Origin of the sequence: Streptomyces sp. bgisy159 (assembly GCF_965341775.1) — a bacterium.
Lineage (GTDB): Bacteria > Actinomycetota > Actinomycetes > Streptomycetales > Streptomycetaceae > Streptomyces.
The window spans coordinates 186,813-201,357 of record NZ_CBDQZH010000011.1 but is presented as its reverse complement, the minus strand read 5'-3'; the positions used below and the strand labels follow the sequence as shown (position 1 = coordinate 201,357).

The 14,545-nt window shown below is 73.8% G+C and carries 9 protein-coding genes; 1 reads left to right on the top strand and 8 read right to left on the bottom strand.

Going from position 1 to position 14,545, the window contains the following annotated elements; all coding sequences use genetic code 11:
- Window positions 1-62: 62 nt before the first annotated feature.
- From ACSLTV_RS14215 to ACSLTV_RS14180, 8 genes are all read right to left on the bottom strand, one after another.
- Entirely contained in the window at window positions 63-2,648 is a 2,586-nt protein-coding gene (locus ACSLTV_RS14215; RefSeq protein WP_435612239.1) for a bifunctional FO biosynthesis protein CofGH, read from the bottom strand.
- A gap of 136 nt (window positions 2,649-2,784) precedes the next feature.
- On the bottom strand, window positions 2,785-3,630 hold the full coding sequence (locus ACSLTV_RS14210; RefSeq protein WP_432139579.1) for an LLM class F420-dependent oxidoreductase: 846 nt from the start codon (window positions 3,628-3,630) through the stop codon (window positions 2,785-2,787).
- A gap of 178 nt (window positions 3,631-3,808) precedes the next feature.
- The gene (locus ACSLTV_RS14205; protein ID WP_432156356.1) at window positions 3,809-5,254 is read right to left on the bottom strand and encodes an aldehyde dehydrogenase family protein; all 1,446 of its coding nucleotides are present in this window, start codon (window positions 5,252-5,254) and stop codon (window positions 3,809-3,811) included.
- A complete protein-coding gene (locus tag ACSLTV_RS14200) occupies window positions 5,251-6,981 on the bottom strand; it encodes an N-acyl-D-amino-acid deacylase family protein (protein WP_432139577.1) in 1,731 nt (576 codons plus the stop codon). The genes ACSLTV_RS14205 and ACSLTV_RS14200 overlap by 4 nt, the downstream gene beginning before the upstream one ends.
- Window positions 6,982-6,993: 12 nt before the next feature.
- Window positions 6,994-8,112: an LLM class flavin-dependent oxidoreductase gene (locus ACSLTV_RS14195; RefSeq protein WP_435612245.1), complete on the bottom strand. Its 1,119-nt coding sequence runs from the start codon at window positions 8,110-8,112 to the stop codon at window positions 6,994-6,996.
- Between the two features lie 83 nt (window positions 8,113-8,195).
- On the bottom strand, window positions 8,196-8,969 hold the full coding sequence (locus tag ACSLTV_RS14190; protein ID WP_432137411.1) for an SDR family NAD(P)-dependent oxidoreductase: 774 nt from the start codon (window positions 8,967-8,969) through the stop codon (window positions 8,196-8,198).
- 9 nt (window positions 8,970-8,978) lie between these two features.
- Window positions 8,979-9,896 (bottom strand): TIGR03619 family F420-dependent LLM class oxidoreductase, encoded by a 918-nt coding sequence (locus tag ACSLTV_RS14185; RefSeq protein WP_432137410.1) that lies wholly within the window; start codon window positions 9,894-9,896, stop codon window positions 8,979-8,981.
- The gene (locus ACSLTV_RS14180) at window positions 9,893-11,152 is read right to left on the bottom strand and encodes an amidohydrolase family protein (RefSeq protein ID WP_432137409.1); all 1,260 of its coding nucleotides are present in this window, start codon (window positions 11,150-11,152) and stop codon (window positions 9,893-9,895) included. The genes ACSLTV_RS14185 and ACSLTV_RS14180 overlap by 4 nt, the downstream gene beginning before the upstream one ends.
- 199 nt (window positions 11,153-11,351) lie before the next feature.
- Between ACSLTV_RS14180 and ACSLTV_RS14175 the strand changes: the two genes are divergently transcribed.
- Window positions 11,352-14,339 carry an AfsR/SARP family transcriptional regulator gene (locus tag ACSLTV_RS14175; protein ID WP_432137408.1) on the top strand — a complete coding sequence of 996 codons (2,988 nt, stop codon included), beginning with the start codon at window positions 11,352-11,354 and terminating at the stop codon, window positions 14,337-14,339.
- Window positions 14,340-14,545 lie beyond the last annotated feature (206 nt).

Sequence of the window (14,545 nt, the reverse complement as noted above, 5' to 3'; positions counted from 1 at the left end):
CCAGGGTTCGCCCTGGCCCCGCCCCGGGGCCGGCCCGGGGCTGGTCCAGGGCTGGTCCGGGTTCAGTCCAGGACCGGCAGCAGGTCCGGCAGGTGGCCGTCCGAGGCCTCCGCCGCCCGCCTGCGCTCCTCGGGGACCTCGCCGTAGAGGGTGGTGCGGGGGCGGGCCGGGCGGTCGGCCGCTTCGGCGACCGCGATCAGGTCGCGGACCGACTTGTAGGAGCCGTAGGAGGAGCCCGCCATCCGGGAGATGGTCTCCTCCATGAGGGTGCCGCCGAGATCGTTGGCGCCGGAGCGGAGCATCTCCGCCGCGCCGTCCGAGCCCAGCTTCACCCAGCTCGTCTGGATGTTGGGGATGTGCGGGTGCAGGAGCAGCCGCGCCATCGCCGTCACCGCGCGGTTGTCCCGCACGGTGGGGCCGGGGCGGGCGATGCCGGCCAGGTACACCGGGGCGTTGGTGTGGATGAAGGGCAGCGTCACGAACTCGGTGAAGCCACCGGTGCGTTGCTGGATGCCGGCCAGGGTGCGCAGGTGGCCGAGCCAGTGCCGGGGCTGGTCCACGTGGCCGTACATCATCGTCGAGGAGGAGCGGATGCCCAGCTCGTGGGCCGTGGTGATCACCTCGGTCCAGGTGGCCGTGGGCAGCTTGCCCTTGGTCAGCACCCAGCGGACCTCGTCGTCGAGGATCTCGGCCGCGGTGCCGGGGATCGAGTCGAGTCCGGCCTCCTTCGCGGCCGTCAACCACTCGCGGATCGACATACCGGTTCGGGTGGCTCCGTTCACCACCTCCATGGGGGAGAAGGCGTGGACGTGCATGCCGGGGACGCGTTCCTTCACCGCCTTCGCGATGTCGAAGTAGGCGGTGCCCGGCAGGTCGGGGTGGATGCCGCCCTGCATGCAGACCTCCACCGCGCCCACCTCCCACGCCTGCTGGGCGCGGTCCGCGACCTGGCCGAGGGAGAGGGTGTAGGCGTCGGCGTCGGTGCGGCGCTGCGCGAAGGCGCAGAACCGGCAGCCGGTGTAGCAGACGTTGGTGAAGTTGATGTTGCGGGTGACGATGTAGGTGACGTCGTCGCCCACCGCGGACTTCCGTACGTCGTCGGCCACTTGGCAGAGCGCGTCCAGGGCCGGGCCGTCGGCGTGCAGCAGGGCCAGCGCCTCGGGGTCGGTGAGCCGCGTGGGGTCGTCGGCCGCGGTGCGCAGGGCCTGGCGTACGTCGGCGTCGATGCGCTCGGGGGCCATGCCGGGGGCGGCGGCCTCGCGCAGGGCGGCCCAGTCGCCGTACACCTCGTCGAAGTCGTCGCGGCGGTCGGAGGTGCGGCCCTGGCTGTCGATGGTGGTGTGCAGGTCGGTGCGGCCGGACGCGACGAAGGCGTCCTCGGGTTCCTGCCAGGGGTGGCCCTCGACCACGGCGTCGGGGCGGGCCAGGCCGGTGTCGGGGTCGGCGAGGGCACGGACGTGCGGGAGGAGCCGCGGGTCCAGCCAGGGCTCGCCGCGGCGCACGAACTCCGGGTAGACGCAGAGCCGTTCGCGCAGTTCGAAGCCGGCCGCCGCCGACTTCCCGGCGAGGTCCTCGATCTGCGGCCAGGGGCGTTCGGGGTTGACGTGGTCGATGGTGAGCGGGGAGACGCCGCCCCAGTCGTCGATGCCGGCGCCGATCAGCCGCCCGTACTCGCTGTCGACGAGGTTCGGAGGGGCCTGGAGGCAGGCGGACGGGCCCAGGATGTGGCGGGCGACGGCCACGGTGGCCACGAGGTCGTCGAGTTCCGCGTCCGGCATGCCGCGCATCGCGGTGTCGGGCTTGGCGCGGAAGTTCTGGATGATCAGTTCCTGTATGCCGTGGTAGGCCCGGGAGACCTTGCGGAGCGCAAACAGGGACTCGGCCCGCTCCTCGTAGGTCTCGCCGATGCCGATCAGCAGGCCGGAGGTGAAGGGGACGGAGGAGCGGCCGGCGTCCTCCAGCACGCGCAGGCGGACGGCCGGCTCCTTGTCCGGGGAGCCGTGGTGGGGGCCGCCGGGTTCGGACCACAGGCGGGTCGCGGTCGTCTCCAGCATCATGCCCATGGACGGGGCGACCGGCTTCAGGCGCTGGAAGTCGGTCCACGTCATCACACCCGGGTTGAGGTGCGGGAGCAGGCCGGTCTCCTCCAGGATGCGGATGGAGATCGCGCGGACATAGGCGATGGTGTCGTCGTAGCCGTGCGCGTCCAGCCACTCGCGCGCCTCGGGCCAGCGGTCCTCGGGCTTGTCGCCGAGGGTGATCAGCGCTTCCTTGCAGCCGAGGGCGGCGCCGCGCCGGGCGATGTCCAGCACCTCGTCGGGGGACATGAACATGCCGTGTCCGGCGCGGCGCAGTTTTCCGGGGACGGTGACGAAGGTGCAGTAGTGGCACTTGTCCCGGCACAGCCGGGTGAGGGGGACGAAGACGCTCTTGGAGTAGGTGATGACGCCGGGCCGGCCGGCCGCCGCCAGGCCGGCGTCCCGCACACGGGCGGCCGACGCGGCGAGGTCCGTGAGGTGCTCGCCGCGGGCCTGCAGCAGGACGGCCGCCTCGCCGACGTCGAGGGCGACGCCGTCCCGGGCACGTCTGAGGGCGCGACGCAGGGAGTTCTCGGTGGGTCCGGTTCCGGAGGTCGCGGAAGTCGTCATCCTCCGAGCGTATTGGCTCCGCCGGTTCGGCGGGTTTCGGGGTTCTGTGTCGGGGGTGCGGCCCGTCAGCGGGTGCGGGTCGGTGTTGTGGCTGGTCGCGCGGTTCCCCGCGCCCCCGGTGCAGGGTGCTCTCGGTTCACAGGTACTCGGCGTATGCGTCGAGGATCCGTAGCGTCTCCGTCTCGCCCGCCGGGGGCAACTGCGCCACCACCTCATCGATACCGAGGTCCGCGTAGTGGCTGAGCTTGCCGGCGGTGGGCTGGACGGCGTACGGGACGATCTGGAGGGTCTCGGGGTCGCGTCCGGCGTCGGTCCAGGCGGTGCGCAGGACGGGCAGGGCCTCGCCGAGGCCGCGGCCGCCGATCGGGAGCCAGCCGTCGGCGTACTCGCTGATGTGGGAGAACAGCTTGGGTCCGGCCGCCCCGCCGACCAGGGTGCGCGGGCCGACGACCGGGCCGCGCGGCGCCCGGACCGGCTTGGGGTGGGCGTAGCTGGCCCGCACACTGCCGAACTCGCCCTTGTAGGCGGTGGGTTCGTCGGCCCACAGGGCGCGCATGAGGGCGAGGCGGTCCCGGACGAGTTCGCGTCGGGTGCGCCACTCGACGCCGTGGTCGGCGGCTTCCTCGACGTTCCAGCCGTAGCCGACGCCGAGGGTGAGGCGGCCGCCGGAGAGGTGGTCGAGGGTGGCGGCCTGCTTGGCGAGGTCGATCGGGTCGTGCTGGGCGACGAGGGTGATGCCGGTGCCGAGGCCGAGCGTCTCGGTGACGGCGGCGGCCTGGCCCAGGGCGATGAACGGATCGAGGGTACGGCCGTACTCGCGGGGCAGCTCGCCGCCCGCCGGGTAGGGCGTGGTGCGCTCGACGGGGATGTGGGTGTGCTCGGGCAGGTAGAGCCCCGCGAAGCCGCGTTGCTCCAGCTCCTGGGCGAGCCGGGTGGGGGTGATCGTCTCGTCGGTCAGGAAGATGGTCACGGCGATGCGCATGGGGCCTGGCCTCTCGGTCCGCGGATGCTGTGCCCATCTCTACCGGGCCGCGGGCCGACTGTCGATACCGACTGGTCGGCATCCGGATCGTCGCGGGCCGGTCGGCAGGCCCAAGGCGGCCCGCAGCCCACCGCCCCGCCCAGCCGGCTCAGCCCGCCCACCCCTCACCCCTCACCCCTCACCCCGCCCACACGATCGCCTGCAGCTCGCTGTACGCGTGCAGGGCGTAGGAGCCGACGTCCCGGCCGACGCCGCTCTGTTTGAAGCCGCCGAAGGGGGCCTCCATGTTGCGGCCGACGGTGTTCACCCCGACCCCGCCGGCGCGCAGGCGGCGGGCGATGCGGAAGGCGCGGGCGGTGTCGGCGGACCAGACGTAGTCGATGAGGCCGTAGTCGGAGTCGTTGGCGAGGGCGATGCCCTCCTCCTCGTCGTCGAAGGGGATCACCGCCACCACGGGGCCGAAGATCTCCTCCCGGGCCACGCGCATGGTGTTGGCGCAGTCGGCCAGGACGGTGGGTGCGGTGTGGAAGCCCCGGTCGAGCGGCGGGCGTTCGCCGCCGGTGACGACCACGGCGCCCTCCTTGCGGGCCAGTTCGACGTACGACTCCACGCGGTCGCGGTGGGCCGCCGAGATCAGCGGGCCCACCACGGTGTCGCGCTCCCTCGGGTCGCCGACCTTCAGGCGGCGGGCGTAGCCGGCCAGCCGGTCCACCAGGCGGTCGTACACGCCCCGCTGGGCCAGGACCCGGGTCGGGGCGGTGCAGATCTGGCCGCTGTAGAAGGAGAAGGTGGTGCCGATGCCGGACACCGCCGAGTCGAGGTCGGCGTCGTCGAGGACGAGGGCGGCCCCCTTGCCGCCCAGCTCCATCAGCTGGCGTTTCATGGTCCGGCCGCAGACTTCCGCGATGTGCTGCCCGACGGCCGTGGAGCCGGTGAAGCTGACCATGTCGACGTCCGGCGAGGCCACGGTCGCCTCCCCCACGGCCACCGAGCGCCCGGACACCACGTTGACGACGCCCGGCGGCAGCCCGGCCGCCTGGAGCGCCTCCGCCATGCGGTACACGGACAGCGGGTCCTGCGGTGCGGGTTTCACCACTACCGTGTTGCCCATGGCGAGGGCCGGGGCGACCTTCCCGGCGGGGTTCGCCCACGGGTTGTTGTACGAGGTGACGCAGGTGACCACGCCGACGGGCTGGCGGACGGCCAGCGCGCCCAGGACCCCGCCCCCGCCCATGGGACCGGCCTCGTTGATCTGCGGTGGCAGTGCCCGTTCCGCGGGCTCCACGCGCGCGTAGCGCCGGAAGCGGGCCGCGCCGACGCCGACCTGCATGGCGCGGGCGGTGGCCGTGGTGGCGCCGGTCTCGGCCTGGGCGAGCGCCGTCAGGTCGGCCGACCGCTCGTGGATGATCCGCGCGGTGCGGGCCAGCACCGCCGCCCGTTCCTCCGGGGGCGTCCGCGACCACCGTTCGAACGCCTCGCGGGCCGCCGCGCACGCCGCGCGGGCCTGCTCGGGGGACGCCTCGGGCGCCCAGCCGACGGTCTCCTCGGACGCCGGGTCGACGACGGCGTAGTGGCCGCCGTCCGGCTCGACCCACTCGCCGCCGACGAACAGCCGCTGCCTCACCGGGTGCTCACCGTCCGGGTGTCCCGGCCGGAGCGCAGCACCCGTCCCGGGACCGCGCCGGTCACCGTGTCGTCGCGGATCGTCTCGGCCCCGTTGACCCAGACGGCGCGGACGCCGAGGGCCTTGGAGTCCAGGCGCGGGCTGTCACCGGGCAGGTCGTGGACCAGGGTGGCCGGGGCGGCGTCGATCCGCTCCGGGTCGAACAGCACCAGGTCGGCGTGGAAGCCCTCGGCGATGCGCCCGCGCCCGCGCAGGCCGAACAGCCGTGCCGGGTCGTCGGTCAGCATGCGCACCGCCTGCTCCAGGCCCGCCAGTTTCCGGCCGCGCAGGCAGTCGCCGAGGAACCGGGTGGTGTAGGGCGCCCCGCACATGCGGTCCAGGTGGGCGCCCGCGTCGGAGCCGCCGAGCAGCACGTCCTGGTGGCGCCAGGTCTCGGCGCGCAACGCCCAGGACGCCGGGTCGTTGTCCGTGGGCATCGGCCACAGCACCGTGCGCAGGTCGTCGGCGGCGCAGATCTCCACCAGGCAGTGGAAGGGGTCCTGGCCGCGCTCGGCGGCGATGTCCCGCACGACCCGCCCGGTCAGGCCGTCGTTGGCGGGGCTGTAGGTGTCGCCGACGACGTAGCGCCCGAAGTTCGTCAGCCGCCGGAAGACGCCGGCCTCCTTGGCCTCGGCGTGCCGCAGCAGCTCGGCGCGGACCGACGGGTCGCGCAGCCGGGCGATGCGCTCGGGCACCGGCAGGGCGAGGACGGGGCCCCAGCCGGGGATGAGGTTGAGCGCGCAGAAGGTGCCCAGCGACATGTTCATCGGGGTGAGGATCGGCATGGTGAGGGCGACGATCCGGCCGCCGGCCTTGCGGGCCCGCTCACTCGCGAGCAGCTGGCGGGGGACCCGTTCCGGGACGGCCGCGTCGACGGTGAGGACGTTCCAGTTCAGGGGGCGGCCGGCGGTGGCGCTCAGCTCCACCAGCAGGTCGATCTCCTCGTCGGCGAACTGGTCCAGGCAGCCCGCGACGATCGCCTCGATCTGGGTGCCCTCGTGCTCGCCGACCGCCTTCGCCAGGGCCAGCAGCTCGGCCGGGCGGGCGTGGCGGGAGGCGACGGGGGCGCCGTCGCCGTCGGTGTGGGTGCTCGACTGGGTGGTGGACAGTCCCCAGGCGCCGGCGTCCATCGCGTCGTGCAGCAGGGCGGTCATCGCGGCCAGTTGCTCCCCGCCGGGCTGTCCGCCGATCGCCGCCGGGCCCATCGCGTGCCGGCGCAGCGCGCAGTGCCCCACCATGAAGCCGGCGTTGACCGCGATCCGGCCCTCCAGCGCGTCCAGGTACTCGCCGAAGCCGTGCCAGGTCCAGGGGGCGCCCTCCTCCAGGGCGATCAGGGACATGCCCTCGACCTTGGCCATCATGCGGCGCGTGTAGTCGGCGTCGCCGGGCCGGTCCGGGTGCAGGGGTGCCAGCGTGAAGCCGCAGTTGCCGGCGACGACGGTGGTGACGCCGTGGTTGAGGGAGGGGGTGGCGTACGGGTCCCAGAAGAGCTGGGCGTCGTAGTGGGTGTGGGGGTCGACGAAGCCGGGGGCGAGGACGAGGCCGGCGGCGTCCTCGGTGGTGCGGGACGGCTCGGTGATCCGGCCGACGCGGGCGATCCGGCCGTCCCGTATGCCGAGGTCGGCGGTGTACGCGGGGGCGCCGGTCCCGTCGACGACGGTCGCGCCCCTGATGACGTGGTCGAGCATGGTCCGGCCCCCTTACGCGGACTGGCGGAAGCGGGTCGTCCGGTGCACCGGGTCGGTGTCGATCCTGGGGATGACGTGCTCCCCGATGAGCCGGATCGTCTGGAGCGTCTCCTCCTTGGGGACGCCCACCGGCAGGCCGAAGCTGAGCTGGTCGGCGCCGGCCTGCTCCCACCGCTTGCACTGGCGCAGCACCTCGTCGGGGTCGCCGCAGATCAGCAGCTCCTCCTCGATGAGGATCTCGACGAACTCGGCGGTGTACTCGGGCAGCGTCTCGGGCCACTCGGGGAAGCCCTCGGGGCGCGGGAAGGTGTCGTGGTAGCGGAAGACGAGGGACGGCAGGTAGTGCAGGCCGCCGTTCACGGCGATGCGGATGGCCTCGTCGTGGGTGGGGGCGCAGATCGCGGTCGTCGTCACCATCACGTTGTCGTTGACGAAGTCGCCGACCGGCTCGGCGTCCACGACGGCCGTCTTGTACTGCTCCAGCACCCATTCCATGTCGGACACCTTCTGGATGCTGAAGCCCAGCACGCCGAGGCCCTTGCGGGCGGCCATCGCGTACGACGGCGGGGATCCGGCGGCGTACCACATCGCCGGGTGCGACTTGCCGTACGGCTTGGGCAGGATCTTCCGGGGCGGCAGCGACCAGTGCTTGCCCTGGAAGCCGGCGTACTCGTCCTGGAGCCACATCCTGGGGAACTCGGCGATCGTCTCCTCCCAGATCTCCTTGGTGTGGTTCATGTCGGTGATGCCGGGGAGGAAGCCGAGGATCTCGTGGGAGCCGGCGCCGCGTCCGGAGCCGAATTCGAAGCGGCCCTCGGTGAGGTGGTCGAGCATGGCGACCTTCTCGGCGACCTTCACCGGGTGGTTGACCTGGGCGAGCGGGTTGAAGATGCCCGAGCCGAGGTGGATGCGTTCGGTGGCGTGGGCGAGGTAGCCGAGGAAGACGTCGTTGGCGGACAGGTGGGAGTACTCCTCCAGGAAGTGGTGCTCGGAGGCCCAGGCGTACTTGAAGCCGGACCGGTCGGCCTGGATGACGTACTCGGTCTCCTCCATCAGCGCCTTGTGCTCGGCCAGCGGGTCGGTCTCGGCGCGCTTGCCCACGTATCCCTGTACGAACAGCCCGAATTCCACGGCGGTCACCGTCCCCGGCTCAGTTAGCTGACGAGTCGTCAGATTGGCATCGGCGGCTGACACCGTCAATAGCTGACGGTCAGTCAGACAATGGACACCCCGGCCAGCCAGCCGCCGTCGATCACGAACGGCTGCCCGGTGATGTACGACGAGTCCGCGCAGGACAGGAACAGCGCCAGCCGTGCCACCTCCTCCGGGCGCCCGATCCGGCCCAGCGGCACCAGGCCCCGGTAGAGCGTGTCCAGGGCCCGCGCGGTCTCCTCCGGGTCGGCGTCCGGGTCGAGCCGGGAGGGGTTGGACATCGCCGTGTCGATCGCGCCGGGACACACGGCGTTGACCCGGATGCCGCGCGGGGCGAGCTCCAGTGCGGCGACCCTGGTCAGGCCGAGGACGGCGTGCTTGGTGGCGGCGTAGGCGCCCACGGCGGCCATGCCGGTCAGCCCCGTGTAGGAGGCGGTGTTGACGATGGTCCCGCCACCCTCGGGCATCCGCGGCGCCACCGCCTTCACCCCCAGGAAGCAGCCGATCTGGTTGACCCGCACGACCCGCATGAACTCGTCCAGCGGGGTGTCCACGAGCGCGTTGAAGCGCAGGATGCCGGCGTTGTTCACCAGCCCGTCGAGCCTCCCGTACGCCTCCAGCGCCGCCGACACGGCCGCGTCCCAGTCGGCCTCCTCCCCCACGTCCAGGTGGACGTACAGCGCGCCCAGCTCCTTCGCCAGCGCCTGCCCCTGCTCGTCCAGCACATCGGCCACGACGACGTCCGCGCCCTCCGCCCGGAAGAGCCGCGCCTCCTGCTCCCCCTGTCCGCGCGCCGCCCCGGTGACGATGACGACCCGTCCGTCCAGCTTGCCCATGCCGTCTCCTCAGCCCAGTAGGGGCGCCACGTCGGCGCCGAACGCGGTGATCTGGTCGGTGAGTTCCGTCCGGCTCCGGCTGCGGAACCGGACCTGGACCTGGTGCACGCCCATCGCCCGGTACGCCCGCAGCGACTCGGCGACGGCGTCCGGGGCGCCGGTCAGGGTGCGGCGGCCGACGTCCCAGGCGGGGGTGCCGAGGTACAGGGGCTCGGCGAGGGCCCCCACGGTGAAGTCGCCGTGCCGGCCGTGCCTCTCGCGCAGCCGCCGGATGCGGGCGATCTGGTCCGGCAGGCGGTCCCGGGGGTCGCCCTGGGGCAGCCAGCCGTCCCCCTTCAGCGCGGCCCGGCGCACCGCGGCCGGCGAGGAGCCGCCCACCCACAGCGGGACGTGCGGCTGGGCGGGGCGGGGGCGCTGGCCGAGCCCCTGGAAGTCGTAGCGCTTGCCGTGGTGCTCGGGGAACTCGTCCGGGCCGAGCGCCGCACGCAGCGCGTCCACCGTCTCGTCGAGGACGGCCCCCCGGCCGCCGAAGTCCACGCCGAGCGCCGCGAACTCCTCCGGCACGTGCCCCGCCCCGACCCCGAGGACGAGCCGTCCGCCGCTGAGGTGGTCGAGGGTGGCGTACTGCTTGGCGGTCAGCAGCGGGTGGCGCAGGGCGACGACGGCGACGTGGCTGAGCAGCCGGACGCGTTCGGTCGCGGCGGCGAGGTAGGAGAGGGTGGCGACGGGGTCGTACCAGACCGTGCTCATCGCCGCGGCCAGGCGGCGCGGGACGGCGACGTGGTCGCAGACCGCGACGTACGCGAACCCGGCGGCCTCGGCGGCCCGCGCCACCGCGACCAGGTCGGCGGGGCCGGCGGCGGCCTCCCAGGGCTCGGCGAAGAGGGTGCTCTGCGCCTGGACGGGCAGCTGGATGCCGTACCTCACGGCGACCAGAGCCCCTCCGGGGTGAGCTGCAGCAGCTCGATCGCGTTGCCCCGGACGATCCGCTCGACGACGTCCGCGGGCAGGTGCCCCATCTGCGCCTCGCCCACCTCGCGGGACTTCGGCCAGGTGGAGTCGGAGTGCGGGTAGTCGGTCTCGTAGAGGACGTTGCCGACGCCGATGGCGTCCAGGTTGCGCAGCCCGAAGGCGTCGTCGAAGAAGCAGCCGTACACGTGCTCCGCGAAGAGTTCGGACGGCGGCCGGCGGACCTTGCCGGCGACGCCGCCCCAGCCGCGGTTCTCCTCCCACACGACGTCGGCGCGCTCCAGGATGTACGGGATCCAGCCGATCTGGCCCTCCGCGTACATCACCCGCAGGCCGGGGAACCGCTCGAACTTGCCGCTCATCAGCCAGTCGACCATGGAGAAGCAGCAGTTGGCGAAGGTGATGGTGGAGCCCACGGCGGGCGGGGCGTCGGCGGAGGTGGACGGCATGCGGCTGCTGGAGCCGATGTGCATGGCGACTACGGTGCCGGTCTCGGCGCAGGCGGCGAGGAAGGGGTCCCAGTCGTCGGTGTGGACCGAGGGCAGGCCGAGGTGCGGGGGTATCTCGGAGAAGGCGACGGCACGCACGCCGCGTGCGGCGTTGCGGCGGACCTCGGCCGCGGCCAGCTCGGCATCCCACAGGGGGATGAGGGTGAGCGGGATCAGCCGGCCCCCGGCCTGCGGGCCGCACCACTCCTCCACCATCCAGTCGTTGTAGGCGCGCACGCAGAGCAGCCCGAGGTCGTGGTCGCGCGCCTCGGTGAAGGTCTGGCCGCAGAAGCGGGGGAAGGTCGGGAAGCAGAGCGCGGACTGGACGTGGTTGACGTCCATGTCGGCGAGGCGGGCGGGCACGTCGTAGGAGCCGGGGCGCATCTGCTCGTAGGTGATGACCTCCAGCCGGATGTCGTCCCTGCTGTACCCGACGGCGGTGTCCAGGCGGGTCAGCGGGCGGTGCAGGTCCTCGTAGACCCACCAGTCGCCGAGCGGGCCGTCGTCGCTGCCGGGGCGGCCCATGACGGGTTTGAAGCGGCCGCCGAGGAAGGTCATCTCCTTCAGCGGGGCGCGGACGACGCGGGGGCCGGTGTCCCGGTACTTCTCCGGGAGGCGGTCCTGCCAGACGGTGGGGGGTTCGACGGTGTGGTCGTCGACGGAGATGATCCGGGGCAGGGTGGTGGTCCCGGAGGTGACGGGGGTCGTGGTCGTCTCGGAGTCCATGTCCGCCACGGTAGCGCTGATCTGACGGACCGTCAGCTAGGGTGTCGGCCGGCGGTCCGCGGGGAACGGTGCGGGGACGATGTGCGGACTTCGTGCACTCCCGCCCACCCGCCTGTGATCGGGGTCTCGCCCGGCTGACGTTTCCGGCATGGACAGGGCAAACTGACCTTGATGGTGAGGAAGCCGAGGGGGACTCCGAATGGACGACCGTGGACCGCGCGTGCCGGAGCAGAGGCGTCCGGGCCCCGCCGGCGACGGCGGGGGTGCCGAGGTGCCCGGGCGGACGGCCGTGCGCTTCGGCGTGCTCGGACCCGTACGGGCCTGGCGGGACGGCACGGCGCTGGCGACCGGCTCCCCGCAGCAGCGGGCGCTGCTCGCCGCGCTGCTGCTGCGCGAGGGCCGTACCGCCACCGCCGGCGAGCTGATCGACGCGCTGTGGGGCGAGGAACCGCCCTCCCAGGCGCTGGCCGCGCTGCGCACGTACGCCTCCCGGCTGCGCAAGGTGCTCGACCCCGGGGTCCTGGTCAGCGAGTCGGGCGGGTACGCCGTGCGCGGGCTCGGCGAGGGCGCGCTGGACCTGACCGAGGCGCAGCACCTGGCCGCCGAGGCCGAGAAGGCCCGGGCGGCCGGTGACCTCACCCGGGCGCGCGAGGCCCTGAACCGGGCGCTGGACCTGTGGGACGGCGAGGCGCTGGCCGGCGTGCCCGGCCCGTACGCCGAGGCCCAGCGGGTCCGGCTGGAGGAGTGGCGGCTCGGCCTGCTGGAGTCCCGCCTCGACATGGACCTGGAGCAGGGCTGCCACGCCGAGGCGGTCTCCGAACTGACCGCCCTGACCGCCGCCCACCCGCTGCGCGAACGCCTGCGCGAGCTGCTGATGCTCGCCCTGTACCGCAGCGGCCGGCAGGCGGAGGCCCTCGCGGTGTACGCCGACACCCGCCGCCTGCTCGCCGAGGAACTCGGCGTCGACCCGCGGCGCGGCCTGCGCGAGCTGCAGGGCCGCATCCTGCGCGCCGACCCGGCCCTCGCGGAGCCCCCGGCGCCGGCCGCCGAACCGGCGGTCGTCCCGGTGCGCCCGGCCCAGCTCCCGGCGACCGTGCCGGACTTCACCGGGCGCTCCGCCTCCGTGCGGGAGCTGAGCGAGGTGCTGGCTGCGGCGTCGGGCAGCGAGGGCCGGGTGATGGCCGTGTCCGCGCTGGCCGGCATCGGCGGCGTCGGCAAGACGACGCTCGCCGTGCACGTCGCCCACCAGGCGCGGGCCGCCTTCCCCGACGGCCAGCTGTACATCGACCTGCAGGGCGCCGGCCAGCGGGCGGCCGAGCCGGAGACCGTCCTCGGCGCCTTCCTGCGCGCCCTGGGCACCGCCGACTCCGCGATCCCCGACTCGCTGGAGGAACGGGCGGCGCTGTACCGGTCGGTGCTGGACGGCCGGCGGGTGCTGGTGCTGCTGGACAACGCCAAGGACGCGGCCCAGGTGCGGCCGCTGCTGCCCGGCACCGAGGGGTGCGCGGCCCTGGTCACGTCCCGGGTGCGCATGGTCGACCTGGCCGGCGCGCACCTCGTCGACCTGGACGTGATGTCGCCGGACGAGGCGCTGGCGCTGTTCACGCGGATCGTCGGCGAGGAGCGGGTCGGATCGGAGCGCGAGGCGGCGCTGGACGTGGTCGCCGCGTGCGGCTTCCTGCCGCTCGCCATCCGCATCGCCGCGTCCCGGCTGGCGGCCCGGCGCACCTGGACGGTGTCCGTGCTGGCCGCGAAGCTCGCCGACGAACGCCGCCGCCTCGACGAGCTCCAGGCCGGCGACCTCGCCGTCAAGGCCACCTTCGAACTCGGTTACGGCCAGCTCGAACCCGCCCAGGCCCGCGCCTTCCGGCTCCTCGGCCTCGCCGACGGGCCCGACATCTCCCTGCCCGCCGCGGCCGCCGTCCTCGACCTGCCCGCCGACGACACCGAGGACCTCCTCGAATCCCTCGTCGACACCTCCCTCCTCGAATCCGCCGCCCCCGGCCGCTACCGCTTCCACGACCTGGTCCGCCTCTACGCCCGCGCCTGCGCCGAACGCGACGAACAGCCGCCGAGCGAACGCGAGGCCGCCATGTCGCGGCTGCTGGACTTCTACCTGGCGACCGCGGCCGGGGTGTACGCGATCGAACGGCCCGGGGACCGGCTGGTGGACCACCTCCAGGCCACGGAGTACCCGGGGCTGCGGTTCACCGACGGGCGCGCCGCGCTGGACTGGCTGTACACCGAGGCCACCACCCTGCTCGCCTGCGTACGCCACTCGGTGCGGGGCGGCCGGCTGCGCCGCGCCATCGACCTGCTGTGGGCCGCCAAGGACCTCGCCGAGTCGGGGGCCAACGCACGCGAGTACGAGGAGTCGGCGCTCGCCGCCCGGGACGCCGCGCGCGCGGGCGGGGACCCGCGGGCGGAGGGCCGGGCGCGCATGGCGATCACCAACGTGCACATCGTGGCCGGCCGGTTCGCCCAGGCCGACGAGGAGGCCCACCACGCCATGGAACTGGCCCGGGCCACCAAGGACCCGCTGCCGAGCGGCTGCACCCCCAACGACCGGGGCATCATCGCGCTCTACCAGGGGCGCCACCACGACGGCGAGGTCCATCTGCGCGAGGCACTCACCAACTACCGGGCCGACGGCAACCGGCCCGGCGAGGCGAGCGCCCTGTGCAACATGTCCCGGATCCACCTCGCCACGGACCGCGTCGACAGCGCCGTGGAACTGGCCGGGGAAGGCGTCGCGATCTACGACACCCTGGGGCACTCCCTGCGCGGCGCCAACGCCCGCTACGCCCTCGGCCTGGCCCTGACCCGGTCCGGCCGGCTGGACGAGGCGCTGTCCTGCCTGGACGACGCGCTGGGCGTGTTCCGGGAGAGCCGCCAGCGACTCTGGGAGGGCATGACGCTCTTCCGCATGGCCGAGGTCCACCTCGCCGCGCACAGGCCGGCCAACGCGGCCGCCATGACCGAGCAGTCCCTGTCCGTCCTGCGGGGCATCGGCGGCGAGTGGCGCCGCGCGAACGTGCTGACGGTGCTCGGGCGCAGTCTGAACAGCCTCGGCCAGTCCGACCGGGCCCGCGCGTGCTGGCAGGAGGCGCTGTCGGTCTTCGACCGGCTGGGCTCCCCGGAGGCCGCGGAGGTCCGCGCCCTGCTCGCCCCGGCGACCGCCGCGTGAGCGGCGCCTGAGCGGAGCGAGCGGGCCCGGCCGGGGCGAGCGGGCCAGGCCCGGCCGAGCGGGCCGAGCGGGCCCGAGTACCGCCCCCACGCGGGGCGTTCATCGTTCGTTTATCGCCGGGCGGCACGCTCGGTACCGCGATCCGGCGCTTCGGGGGGCAGGCGGGTCGCCGGTGAAGGCCCACCCGTAGGGTGGCGGCCTCCACG